11 protein-coding genes are annotated in these 11,852 nt (G+C 56.7%); 6 read left to right on the top strand and 5 right to left on the bottom strand.

The features are described 5' to 3' along the window. Positions 1 to 25 precede the first annotated feature (25 nt). Complete coding sequence (locus FZF01_RS08350) at positions 26 to 865, top strand: mechanosensitive ion channel family protein (protein WP_150277689.1); 840 nt, start codon at positions 26 to 28, stop codon at positions 863 to 865. 154 nt (positions 866 to 1,019) lie between these two features. After that, entirely contained in the window at positions 1,020 to 1,535 is a 516-nt protein-coding gene (locus FZF01_RS08345) for a hypothetical protein (protein ID WP_188434274.1), read from the top strand. Between the two features lie 85 nt (positions 1,536 to 1,620). Here FZF01_RS08345 and FZF01_RS08340 read toward each other — a convergent pair whose 3' ends face one another. Both FZF01_RS08340 and FZF01_RS08335 read right to left on the bottom strand, forming a co-directional pair. Next, complete coding sequence (locus tag FZF01_RS08340) at positions 1,621 to 3,003, bottom strand: AmpG family muropeptide MFS transporter (protein WP_150277688.1); 1,383 nt, start codon at positions 3,001 to 3,003, stop codon at positions 1,621 to 1,623. A gap of 20 nt (positions 3,004 to 3,023) precedes the next feature. Then, positions 3,024 to 3,356, bottom strand: a complete 333-nt coding sequence (locus FZF01_RS08335; protein ID WP_223825461.1) for an MGMT family protein — start codon at positions 3,354 to 3,356, stop codon at positions 3,024 to 3,026. A gap of 67 nt (positions 3,357 to 3,423) precedes the next feature. Here FZF01_RS08335 and FZF01_RS08330 point away from each other — a divergent pair, with 67 nt between their 5' ends. Continuing rightward, entirely contained in the window at positions 3,424 to 4,440 is a 1,017-nt protein-coding gene (locus FZF01_RS08330) for a DUF481 domain-containing protein (RefSeq protein ID WP_188434275.1), read from the top strand. A gap of 69 nt (positions 4,441 to 4,509) precedes the next feature. Here FZF01_RS08330 and FZF01_RS08325 read toward each other — a convergent pair whose 3' ends face one another. Beyond that, positions 4,510 to 5,268 carry an SDR family oxidoreductase gene (locus FZF01_RS08325; protein ID WP_150277685.1) on the bottom strand — a complete coding sequence of 253 codons (759 nt, stop codon included), beginning with the start codon at positions 5,266 to 5,268 and terminating at the stop codon, positions 4,510 to 4,512. A gap of 196 nt (positions 5,269 to 5,464) precedes the next feature. Between FZF01_RS08325 and FZF01_RS08320 the strand changes: the two genes are divergently transcribed. From FZF01_RS08320 to groL, 3 genes are all read left to right on the top strand, one after another. Then, positions 5,465 to 5,914 (top strand): FxsA family protein, encoded by a 450-nt coding sequence (locus FZF01_RS08320; RefSeq protein ID WP_150277684.1) that lies wholly within the window; start codon positions 5,465 to 5,467, stop codon positions 5,912 to 5,914. A 191-nt stretch (positions 5,915 to 6,105) separates the two neighbouring features. Further along, a complete protein-coding gene (locus tag FZF01_RS08315; RefSeq protein ID WP_150277683.1) occupies positions 6,106 to 6,399 on the top strand; it encodes a co-chaperone GroES in 294 nt (97 codons plus the stop codon). A 50-nt stretch (positions 6,400 to 6,449) separates the two neighbouring features. Next, positions 6,450 to 8,096: a chaperonin GroEL gene (groL, locus tag FZF01_RS08310; RefSeq protein ID WP_150277682.1), complete on the top strand. Its 1,647-nt coding sequence runs from the start codon at positions 6,450 to 6,452 to the stop codon at positions 8,094 to 8,096. Positions 8,097 to 8,627: 531 nt separating this feature from the next. Here groL and fdxA read toward each other — a convergent pair. Beyond that, positions 8,628 to 8,951, bottom strand: coding sequence for a ferredoxin FdxA (fdxA, locus tag FZF01_RS08305; RefSeq protein WP_150277681.1), 324 nt, complete (start codon positions 8,949 to 8,951; stop codon positions 8,628 to 8,630). A 145-nt stretch (positions 8,952 to 9,096) separates the two neighbouring features. Continuing rightward, positions 9,097 to 11,685: a DNA mismatch repair protein MutS gene (gene mutS / locus FZF01_RS08300; protein ID WP_223825443.1), complete on the bottom strand. Its 2,589-nt coding sequence runs from the start codon at positions 11,683 to 11,685 to the stop codon at positions 9,097 to 9,099. Positions 11,686 to 11,852: the final 167 nt, after the last annotated feature.

Below are 11,852 nucleotides of genomic sequence, written 5' to 3'. Positions count from 1 at the left end.
AGCGAATGACAGAGAGGTAGGACGGATGGATGAGGTGATGACGCAGCTCGAAGAGCTTCAGGAAGCCTGGCTGCCAATGGTGGTGGAATACGGAAGTCAGGTCTTGTTGGCCATTGTGACATTGCTGATCGGCTGGTGGCTGATCGGCCGGCTGACTGGCGGTATCCATGTGCTTATGGAGAAACGCAATATCGACCGGACTTTGCACGGGTTTATTGGCGCACTGGTCGGCATAGGCCTGAAGGTGATCCTGCTGGTCAGTGTTGCGGGCATGATTGGCGTCGAAACTACCTCCTTTATTGCGTTGATTGGTGCTGCCGGTCTTGCGGTGGGTCTGGCATTACAGGGTAGCCTGGCCAATTTTGCAGGCGGCATGCTGATTCTCATCGTCCGTCCGATTCGCGCCGGTGAGTATATCGAGGCTCAGGGCGTGGGTGGCACCGTCGACAGTATTCAGATTTTCAATACCATTTTGAAAACACCCGATAACAAGACGATCATCATTCCCAATGGGGCCTTGTCCAACGGCAACATCATCAATTATTCCCGCCAACCCACCCGGCGTGTGGATCTGAATATCGGGATTGATTATGGCGATGATGTCAAAAAGGCCCGCGAGATACTGTTGGGGTTGGCAACAGCTGACGAGCGCGTCTTCAAGGATCCCGAGCCAGTGGTCTGGTTGGTGTCACTAGGTGATAGCTCAGTCAATCTGTCGCTACGCATGTGGGCCAAGACAGATGATTACTGGGGCGTTTACTGGGAGCTTCAGGAGTTGGCCAAGGAGCATTTCGATCGCGAGGGAATCACTATTCCGTTCCCCCAGCGCACAGTTCACATGATGACCGACTCTGCTGCAGAGTAAATTCGAATGTGCTGTCAGAAGCCCGGCCGATGCCGGGTTTTTTTATGACTTTTTTCTTACCAATAGTCTGAACCCTCACGACCGTTCCCTGTCCAGAGGGGGTAGAGGCGTGCATATAGCTCGCCCAGTTCACCAGACCATAAGGTATATTTCCATGAAGCGACTTTTAAAAACATCACTGATCATGGCCGCGATGATTCCTGCCATGGCCATGGCAGTGCCGTCCGCCGGCGACAGGGAAATCACCCTGAGCGGGGCTGGCGCCAGCGACAAGGATTTCGATCAGAATGGAATATCAATGCAGGGTAGCTGGGGCGAATACTTGAGCCCATCTTCGCTGTGGGGCGTGCGCCAGAGCATCGGCATAAGTGACTCTGAAGGTGAGGAGACCAACTTTGATGGCTCCACACGCGTTTTCTATGATTATCATTTCGGTACTGGCGATACTCGTCCGTTCATTGGTGCGAGCATCGGTGGCATCTATGGCGAGCAAGTTGATGAGAGCTTCATTGCCGGCCCCGAGATCGGCGTCAAGCATTGGGTCAAGGAAGACGTGTTCATCACCGGCATGATGGAATATCAGTTCCTGTTCAAGAGTGCCAGCGATGCTGATGATCGCTACGACGACGGAGCGATTTTCTACAGCGTAGGTGTCGGTTACAACTTCTGACAGTCAATTTTATTTGGTTTTTTTGCGGCGCCGCGTCTTAGCGGCGCCGTTTTTTTATCTACTTCCGACAGGCTCCTCGCATTGATCAATCCATCCCCGGGCGCTTCAGTCTGTCAGGATGGGCCACCCTCAGCAGCATGAACGCCAGAATGATAGCCGGTAGGCCTGTCAGCGCAGTGAGCATGAAAAAGGTTACCCATCCGGTGTTTGCCGCCAGCATCCCGGTAAAACCCGCTGCGAATTGACCGGGGAGGGTCATGATCGAGCTGAAAAGGGCATATTGAGTCGCGGTGTAGGCTGTATTGGTCAGACTGGACAGGTAGGCAATGAATACCGAAATGGCCAGCCCCCCGGTGATATTGTCGGCAATGATGGCCATTATCAGGCCATACTGTTCGGGTCCGATATGCGCGAGCCAGGCGAAAGTCAGGTTGGTTGCCGGTGCCATGAAGGCCGTAAGCAGCAGGATAGGCGCAATGCCGAAACGAGCTACCAGTAGCCCCCCAAGAGCGGCTCCCAGCAGTGTCATGCCCAGGCCAAAGGCAGCCGCAATATTGGCGATCTCCGCCTTGCTGAAGCCCAGGTCCAGGTAGAATGGGTTGGCCATAACTCCCATGAAAATATCGCTTATGCGAAAGGTCGCGATAAAAGCCAGGATGACTAGGGCAGCCTTGCCGTAGCGCTGAAAAAACTCGGCGAAGGGACACACCATGGCGCCAATGAACCAGGCGGTCAGATCCCGGCGCCATCCCGCATGACTGGTTCGGGCCAGATAGTCACTCACCCGGTGCTCCAGTTCCATCGTTGAATGCGTCACGTGCACCGCAGGCTCGGCGATGATCAGCGTGGTAAGAATGCCAACCCCCATCAACCCGGCCATGGCTGCATAGGCAATAGTCCAGCTATCCAGCGACGCTAGATGCAGTGCGCCAGCGCCTGCGGCGAGAATGGCTACTCGGTAGCCAGTTACATAGGTCGCTGCCATAGCGCCCTGGCGATGCTTGGCCTCGGCCTCCACGCGGTAGGCATCGATCGCAACGTCCTGGGTTGCAGAGCCGAACGCCGCGAGAACTGCCCAGAGCGCAACAAGGGTAAGGTTTTCCCTCGGGTCAGTGAACGCCATGCCCAGCAAGGCAACGGCAATGACCAACTGAGCCAGCAACATCCAGGCCCGGCGACGTCCCAACCAGCGACTCAGAAGGGGCAGGGGAGCGCGATCAATCAGCGGCGCCCAGAGAACCTTGATTGAATGCGCCATGCCGACCCAGCTGAGAAAACCAATGGCGGTAAGCTCGACACCCAGGTCACGGAGCCAGGCGCTGAAGGTGCCGCCGACCAACAGTAATGGCAAGCCCGCGGAAAACCCCAGGAAGAGCATGCCGATAACACGTGGTTTAAGGTAGACGCGTAGCCCTTCACGTTCGCCGATGGAGGTGGTGGCTACGCCATTGGTTTCGGGGTCGATCATGCTGCTCCTGTTCTTCTGGTTCAATCCGGCCAGCCGTACCGTTTCATGTCGACCCGGCGATGGGTGATGATGATACCTTCGGCGAGGAGCCGTTGATATTGCTCCTGACCCGCTGGATGGTCAGGAGGTAATGAAAGCTGGCCCTGGCTGTTGAGAACCCTGTGCCAGGGAAGCGTGGTGCCCTCCGGCAATTGCCCCAGCCAGCGCCCTGCCAGGCGTGCTCCGCGCCCCATTCCGGCCAGTTGCGCCAGTCTGCCGTAACTTGTGACACGGCCTTCCGGAATACTCGCCAGCACTAGCAAGAAAGTCTCACGGACGGTGGCTGAACCCGTTTGCAAGTCTGAAGGCGGCATAGCTGGCTTTCGGTTTTCAGTCATGGATAATGGCGCCTCGCTGTTGCCCTCATCATATAGGTTTCACATGCTCCGTTGTCGCCCCCTGTTGGCACTTGTTCCGCTCCTAGTTACATCTACCGCCGCTATTGCTGACACGCTCTGGTTGACCAATGGTGATCGGATCAGCGGCACTATCGAACTACTTCAAGATGGTGAACTGGTCATGAATACCGAGCTTGCTGGCCGTCTTCGGGTCAAAGTCGAGAATATCAGTACATTCGAGGCAGAGCATGCGCTGCTGATCAAGACGCCGGGGCAGGCAGAAAGTTCTCTGGCGGTATCTGCGTCAGACACCTCTGGCACGGTGAATGTTCTCAATGGTGGTACGCAGCCTGTGCTGCTGGAGATTAGTACAATCCAGCAAATGCTAGAGCCCAACCCCATCATCGAAGACTGGGTCTGGTCAGGGGATGCAACTGCGGCGCTGGACATCAAGAATACGACCACGGACCAGCGCGATCTGGACCTGGCCTTTGACACCCGTGCGCGTCATGGGGATTGGCGGCATGTGGTGGGCGGGGAGTTCGAGCGCGACTACCGTGACGATGTGAAAAGCCGCCACGTATGGCAGGCCGACTATGACGTGAGCTGGTTCTTCGACGAAAAATGGTTCTGGCAGACTGCCGCAGGATATGAACGCGACCATATCGAGGAAATCGCCCGCCGCAAGCAGTTCGGTATGGGGCCGGGTTACGAGTGGTGGAATGACGCCCTGGGGCGCTTCGAGACATCGGCACGCCTCGACCGTGTGGAGCTTGAAAGCCGTGATGGCAGCACCGATACCTTTAACGCGCTGGGATTGCAGTGGGAGTTGCGCCGGTATCTGTTCAGTAAACGCTTTGAAGCGATTCACAACGCTGAAGCATTGATTCCAGACGATCCGGCGATCAATTTCGGTCTGGACGCGGAATTGGGCATTCGCTATCTGGTCAACAGCTGGGCTTCACTGAGTCTGCTTACCGAATGGGATTATGTGAATGGTAATTCGCAAAACAGTATCAACCACACCCGCTACCGGCTGGGTTTTGGGATAGGTTGGTAGCGGCCTGGGTTAAAAGGGCAGGAAGAGTAGTGGCGGGTTGGTCGAAGCCAGCCCCGCCAATATTCCTTATTACAGGCGAATACCGCCGTCCAGCTCCAGTATGCGGCCGGTGTAGTAATCGTTCTCGAACAGATAGGCCGCCGAATGGGCGATTTCCTCTGGCTTGCCCATGCGCTTGAGGGGAATGCCGGAGGTCATCTTTTCCAGCGCCTCGGGCTTCATGCCCGCGGTCATGTCGGTCTCGATAAAGCCGGGTGCGATGCCCGCGACCCGGATGCCGTAGCGTGCGAGTTCCTTGGCCCAGGTGACGGTCAGTGCTGCGACGCCGGCCTTCGCCGCCGAATAGTTCGACTGACCCATGTTGCCCGCGCGGGAGATGGACGAGATGTTGATGATCAGGCCCTGGCTACCCAGCTCGACCATCTTGGCGGCCACTTCCCGGGTGCCGAGAAAGACGCCGGTCAGGTTTACGTCGATGACTGACTGCCACTGCGCCAGGCTCATCTTCTGGATCTCGCCGTCGCGTGACTTGATCAGCAGCCCGTCACGCAGGATACCGGCGTTGTTGATCAACCCGTTGATGGCGCCAAAGTCGGTTGCTACCTGGCTGACCATATCGATTACCTGCGCTTCGTCGGCGACGTTGCAGATGTAGGAGCGAGCATCGCCGCCAGCTTTCTTGCAGGCATCGACTGCTTCGTCCAGGCGATCCTGATTGAGGTCAATCAACGCCAGCCGGGCCCCGCGGCCCGCAAGATACTCGGCCATGGAACGACCCAGGCCCTGACCGCCGCCGGTCACGATGATCACACTGTCTTTCAGTTGCATAATTGGCACCTCTCATAGCCAAGGGGATCTTATCGGGGGCAAGCATGCCCGACTCCTGCCGATTTTTGAATACCCGCGGGTGCGTTTCGGTCATCGTTTGACCTGGGAAAGGACAAAAGACAGCGTTGGCTGGCGGTTGAAAGCCGGTTGTGGCGTACCCATATACATACTTGACTGAATAATTTTCGAGGTTCGCATGCCATTAGTGCGTTTTACATTGCTGGCCATACCGCTGATTGAATTGGCGGGTCTGATATTGCTCGGCCAGAGGATAGGTGTCGGTATGACCCTGTTGTGGGTTCTGGCCAGCGGCATTCTCGGCGTGGCCGTTATCCAGAGTCAGGGCTGGACAATGCTGCAACGGCTGCAGGCCCGCATGGCCCAGGACAGCTCACCCTTTGGTGTTCTCAAGTCAGGCATGTGGGGTGTGCTTGCCGGCATCTTGCTGGTTTTCCCCGGTGTGCTGACCGACGCTGCAGCCCTGGTATGTCTTTTATTGGCCTGGCGCTATCGCGGTCAGCTCCAACCCGGTGACCCGGGCGGTCCCGGCGTCTGGCGCCAGGGGGACCATGACGTCATTGAGGGTGAGTGGAAACAGGGCAAAGAAGAGCAGATCGATCGCGACAAGCCTGCGGATCGAGAGTGAAAAAATTTCCATGGAGCCCTTGAAATCGTTTTCGCGGGCCCCATTAACGCTTCACCAGTTTTACAGGCTCCCAGTGGGGGCTCAACAAAACAGTGACGTCGCCGTTGGCGCGTCCCTCGGGTCGAAAGGCCCGGTTAACTTGAGAGGCCGGCTCGCCGGCAATCGACATCAATATTGGGAGAGATCTAACGATGAAAATCCGTCCGTTACACGACCGCGTAGTGGTTCGTCGCAGTGAAGAAGAGACCAAGACCGCTGGCGGTATCGTTCTGCCCGGTTCCGCAGCAGAAAAGCCGAACACCGGCGTGGTGCTGGCTGTGGGCACCGGTCGCATCCTGGATAATGGCGATGTCCGTGCTCCAGCTCTCAAAGAAGGCGACAAGGTTGTCTTCGGCCCTTATTCAGGCAGCAACACTATCAAGATCGACGGCGAAGACCTGTTGATCATGAGCGAATCCGAAATCTATGGCGTGTTGGAAAGCTGAGTTAAGCGCTTCTGACATTCTCTGAACGACATTATGGAAGGAAAGTAAAAATGGCTGCTAAAGAAGTTAAATTCGGTATCTCTGGCCGCAACAAGATGCTGGCTGGCGTGAACATCCTGGCCGACGCGGTCAAGGCAACTCTGGGGCCAAAAGGCCGCAACGTCCTGATCGAGCGCAGCTACGGCGCGCCGATCATTACCAAGGATGGCGTTACTGTTGCCAAGGAAATCGAACTGAAAGACAAGTTCGAGAACATGGGCGCCCAGTTGGTCAAGGACGTCGCATCCCGCGCCAACGATGACGCTGGTGACGGTACCACTACCGCTACCGTGCTGGCCCAGGCAATTGTGACCGAAGGTCTGAAGTCTGTTGTTGCCGGCATGAATCCGATGGATCTCAAGCGGGGCATCGACAAGGCGACCATCGGTATCGTGGCTGAGCTGAAGAATCTGGCCAAGCCCTGCGCTGATTCCAAGGCCATTGCCCAGGTAGGCACCATCTCCGCCAACTCCGACGAGTCCATCGGCAAGATCATTGCCGAAGCGATGGATCGCGTAGGCAAGGAAGGCGTTATCACGGTTGAGGAAGGTTCCGGCCTGGATAACGAGCTCTCCGTCGTAGAAGGTATGCAGTTCGACCGCGGTTACCTGTCTCCCTACTTCGTCAACAAGCCCGAGACCATGTCTGCCGAGCTGGATAATCCGTACATCCTGCTGGTCGACAAGAAGATCTCCAACATCCGTGAAATGCTGCCGACCCTGGAAGCTGTGGCCAAATCCGGCCGTCCGCTGATGATCATTGCCGAAGATGTTGAAGGCGAAGCGTTGGCTACCCTGGTAGTCAACAATATGCGCGGCATCGTCAAGGTGGCTGCCGTCAAGGCGCCCGGTTTTGGTGATCGCCGCAAGGCCATGCTGCAGGACATCGCCATCCTCACTGGCGGTACCGTGATCAGCGAAGAGGTCGGCCTGAGCCTGGAAAACACTGGTCTTGAGCACCTTGGTCAGGCCAAGAGTGTGCAGATCAACAAGGACAACACTACCGTTATCGATGGCGCCGGCGCCAAGCAGGACATCGAAGCCCGTGTTGGCCAGATTCGCAAGCAGGTCGAAGACACCACTTCCGACTACGACAAAGAGAAGCTGCAGGAGCGTCTGGCCAAGCTGGCTGGGGGTGTTGCAGTAATCAAGGTCGGTGCTGCTACCGAAGTCGAGATGAAAGAGAAGAAGCACCGGGTTGAAGATGCCCTGCACGCCACTCGCGCAGCCGTCGAAGAAGGCGTGGTACCTGGTGGCGGTGTTGCTCTGGTTCGCGCTCTGCAGGCGATCGAAGGGATGACCGGTGACAATGAGGATCAGACCGTCGGTATCAATTTGCTGCGTCGTGCAGTCGAGGCGCCTTTCCGCCAGATCGTTATGAACGCCGGCGAAGAAGCCTCCGTTGTCCTGAACAAGGTCAAAGCGGGCGAAGGCAACTACGGTTACAACGCTTCCACCGGCGAGTACGGTGACATGATCGAGATGGGTATTCTGGACCCGGCCAAGGTAACCCGCAGCGCGCTGCAGGCTGCTGCCTCCGTAGCCAGTCTGATGATTACCACCGAAGCCATGATTGCCGAGCTGCCGGAAGACGACAAGCCCGCAATGCCTGACATGGGCGGCATGGGTGGAATGGGTGGCATGGGCGGCATGATGTAAGCCGACTGCCTCCAGGCAAGACCCGAAACCCGGCACCGCAAGGTGCCGGGTTTTTTTATCTGCAGATTCAGGGAAGATGTGAATTCGGTAGCCTGAGACTGGTGCCTGAGATAAATGTTCCTGTTGTGCAGTGTCTTTTTTGTAAGTGTTTGCCTACAAGCTTTGTAAGCAAAATCTGCCAGCGGCTGTCAGCACTTGGTAGATTTTCTCTCAGAAAAATAGTAAGTGCTTGAAAAATAAAGTTATTAAAATATGAGAATGGTGTTTTAGCGCTAAATTTCACACTTGCTTACATTGGGTTGAGCAGTATTATGTACCCATGTGTGACGGATCACGCAGTCAGGCAGGATGCCAGACAGGGATCATCAGGGTGATGGAGTCAGGACGACTGGATAAGGATTTCACATAGGGAATGAAAGAGTGGGCGGGTTTATCCCGCCCCTTTTTTTGTCTGCGATTTGAGTTTTCAAGAGGCAGACATGAAAAAGCCGGCGCATTGGCCGGCTTTCAATTCTTCGACTGCGAGACGCCTCAGCGCTCCAGGTATTGCAGCTTGTCAGGCACGCCATCCCACTCTTCAGCGTCGGGCAGGGACTCTTTCTTCTCGGTAATGTTCGGCCAGATCTCTGCCAGCTCGGCATTGAGCTCAGTGAACTCCTGCATGTCTTCCGGCACTTCGTCCTCGGAAAAAATGGCATTGGCCGGGCATTCTGGCTCGCAGAGGGCGCAGTCAATACATTCGTCGGGGTGAATAACGAGGAAGTTTGGACCCTCGTAGAAGCAATCGACGGGGCAGACCTCAACGCAATCGGTGTATTTGCACTTGATGCAGTTGTCTACAACAACAAAAGTCATGGCGGGGTCTCCGGAATAAGTCGGTCTTGATTAATGGCGCGTAGTCTAGCAGTTTTTGCATTCTGGTACAGAGCGACGATGATATTTGCCGAAGTTCGCAACATGATCGCCGCGTCTTAATGCAAATATCTCTCATTTACAGGCATTATTTGTGCTCCGCCTTCCACTCATAAAGCAGCTCGAGTGCCTGTTTGGGGGTCAGCTCGTCGGGCTTGAGTTGGTGTAATTGCTCGACCAATGGATGCGGCGCCATTGCAAACAGGTCGTTCTGCAGAGGTTTTTTTTGTGTCGGCGTTTCGGGCTTGCCCTGTTGGCTGAGACTCTGTTGCTCCAGCGCCGCCAGATGCTCACGCGCACGATCTATTACCTGACGTGGCACGCCAGCCAACTGGGCTACCTGCAAGCCGTAGCTCTGGCTCGCGGGGCCCGGGAGTACGCTATGCAGAAAGACGATGCGCTCATTATGCTCGGTGGCATTAAGGTGCACGTTGGCCACACCCGGGTCAGTATCGACCAGGCCGGTGAGCTCGAAGTAGTGGGTGGCAAAGAGGGTGAATGCGCGCACCCGGGCCAGATACTCGGCCGCTGACCAGGCCAGCGACAGGCCATCGAAGGTGCTGGTGCCGCGGCCCACTTCATCCATGAGTACAAGGCTAGCGTCGGTGGCGTTATGCAGGATGTTGGCCGTCTCACTCATCTCGACCATGAAGGTTGAGCGACCACCGGCCAGGTCATCACTGGAACCGATACGGGTGAAGATGCGGTCCACCATGGACATTTCCACGGTGCGTGCCGGCACAAAGCTGCCGATATGCGCGAGCAGCACGATCAGCGCGGTCTGACGCATGTAGGTCGATTTACCACCCATGTTCGGGCCGGTAATGATCAGCATGCGGGTGTCGGGATCCAGGTGCAGATCATTGGCGACAAATGGACCGTCCAGAACATGCTCCACGACCGGGTGCCGGCCTTGTTCTATGCACAACTGGCTGCCCTGGATAAAGGTTGGCCGCTGGTAATCCAGCGTGCTTGCACGCTCGCTCAGCGTGGCGAGCACATCGAGTTCAGCCAGGCCCGCAGCGGTGTCCTGTAGACGTGCCAGGTCTTCATTGAGACGGTCGAGCAAATCTTCGTACAGTTGTTTTTCACGGGCAAGAGCGCGGCTGCGTGCAGACAGGGCTTTGTCCTCAAAGGTTTTCAGCTCAGGGGTAATAAAGCGCTCAGCGCCCTTGAGCGTCTGGCGTCTTACATAGTCGGCTGGCGCCTGAGCTGACTGGCCCCGAGACAGTTCGATGAAATACCCGTGTACCCGATTGTAGCCGACCTTCAGGGTGGAGAGACCGGTGCGTTCGCGCTCACGGGTTTCCAGGTCGATCAGGTATTGCCCGGCGTTTTCGCTGATATTCTGCAGTTCGTCAAGGTCCGCGTCGTAGCCTGGCTTGATTACCCCGCCGTCGCGCAGGACCGCCGGGGGATTTTCAATCACGGCCCTTTGGAGCAGTTCGGCCAGTTCCGGATACACGCCGACTTCCCCAGCCAGATGTTGCAGATGCGCTGTTTCCAGAGGTTCCAGGGCCTGTTGCAAGGCGGGCAGGGCGGCGAGGGAGTCACGTAGACGCGCCAGGTCCCGCGGGCGCGCCGAGCGCAGCGCGATGCGAGCAAGAATGCGCTCAATATCGCCAATACCCTTGAGTGCGGGTTGTAATTCCTCGTGGTAATGCTGCTGTAAAAGCGTAGTGATGCTGTCCTGTCGTGCTTGCAGTACCTTTGCATCACGCAACGGGCGATTCAGCCAGCGGGCCAGCAGACGGCTGCCCATGGCGGTGGCGGTATGATCGAGCACGTCCAGCAAAGTGTTGTCGCGCCCGCCGGACAGATTGCTGTCGATTTCCAGGTTGCGCCGGCTGGCACTGTCAATGATCACGCTGTCCTCGAAACGCTCCAGAATGAGGCTACGGATGTGCGGCAACGCGATACGTTGGGTTTCCTTGGCGTAACACATCAGCGCACCGGCCGCACCCAGCCCCAGCGTCAGGTCGTTGCAGCCGAAGCCGACCAGGTCCTTGGTGCCGAATTGTTGGGTCAGAGATTTGAATGCGCTATCGCGATCAAACTCCCAGGGTGCTCGTCGGCGCACCGCACGACGTCGCTCGATTGGCGTGTTCGTCTCCCAGTCATCGGGTATCAGCAATTCTGCAGGTGCCAGTCTCTCTAGCTCACCCAGTAGTGTTTCCCAGCCCTGTAATTCCATCACACAGAAACGCCCGCTATTGATATCCAGCGTGGCCAGGCCAAAACCTCGCTCGCTACCGACCAGTGCGGCCAACAGGTTGTCGCGCCGCTCGTCCAGCAAAGCCTCGTCACTGACCGTGCCGGGTGTGAGGATGCGAACCACCTGCCTTTCTACCGGCCCCTTGCTGGTAGCCGGATCGCCGATCTGTTCGCAGATCACCACAGACTCGCCAAGCTTCACCAGTCGGGCCAGATAACCTTCTGCGGCGTGATAGGGAATGCCGGCCATCGGAATGGGTTGGCCGCCGGACTGTCCGCGGGCAGTCAGGGTAATGTCGAGTAGGCGCGCAGCTTTTTTCGCATCATCAAAAAACAGCTCGTAGAAATCCCCCATGCGATAAAACAGCAGCTCGTGCGGATGGTGCTGCTTGATCCCGAAGTACTGCTGCATCATCGGTGTGTGGCTAGATCCGGATGGCTGGTTTCGAGCTTCTTTTTTCATCTTAATCCATTGAAAATCAGGTTATTTCATCGCATCGCACAGAGTCGCGCAGGGGTTTCAGCACATGGATCTGGAGGGAGCGACTGGGGTAGCGCGCCAGAGTAGCAAACCGGCAAGGTCAAAAACAGTTGAAAACATCAAGTGCCACCACCGGATAACCCGGGGGA

The organism is Halopseudomonas salina, assembly GCF_008641105.1.
Note: the sequence above shows the minus strand (reverse complement) of the source record. Positions and strands in the feature narration are given on the sequence as shown.

Excerpts from the sequence above, each read along its gene's own strand:
- FZF01_RS08350 (WP_150277689.1), top strand. The coding sequence starts at position 26 with ATGGATGAGGTGATGACGCAGCTCGAAGAGCTTCAGGAAGCCTGGCTG.
- FZF01_RS08345 (WP_188434274.1), top strand. The coding sequence starts at position 1,020 with ATGAAGCGACTTTTAAAAACATCACTGATCATGGCCGCGATGATTCCT.
- FZF01_RS08340 (WP_150277688.1), bottom strand. The coding sequence starts at position 3,003 with ATGATCGACCCCGAAACCAATGGCGTAGCCACCACCTCCATCGGCGAA.
- FZF01_RS08335 (WP_223825461.1), bottom strand. The coding sequence starts at position 3,356 with ATGCCGCCTTCAGACTTGCAAACGGGTTCAGCCACCGTCCGTGAGACT.
- FZF01_RS08330 (WP_188434275.1), top strand. The coding sequence starts at position 3,424 with ATGCTCCGTTGTCGCCCCCTGTTGGCACTTGTTCCGCTCCTAGTTACA.
- FZF01_RS08325 (WP_150277685.1), bottom strand. The coding sequence starts at position 5,268 with ATGCAACTGAAAGACAGTGTGATCATCGTGACCGGCGGCGGTCAGGGC.
- FZF01_RS08320 (WP_150277684.1), top strand. The coding sequence starts at position 5,465 with ATGCCATTAGTGCGTTTTACATTGCTGGCCATACCGCTGATTGAATTG.
- FZF01_RS08315 (WP_150277683.1), top strand. The coding sequence starts at position 6,106 with ATGAAAATCCGTCCGTTACACGACCGCGTAGTGGTTCGTCGCAGTGAA.
- groL (WP_150277682.1), top strand. The coding sequence starts at position 6,450 with ATGGCTGCTAAAGAAGTTAAATTCGGTATCTCTGGCCGCAACAAGATG.
- fdxA (WP_150277681.1), bottom strand. The coding sequence starts at position 8,951 with ATGACTTTTGTTGTTGTAGACAACTGCATCAAGTGCAAATACACCGAT.
- mutS (WP_223825443.1), bottom strand. The coding sequence starts at position 11,685 with ATGAAAAAAGAAGCTCGAAACCAGCCATCCGGATCTAGCCACACACCG.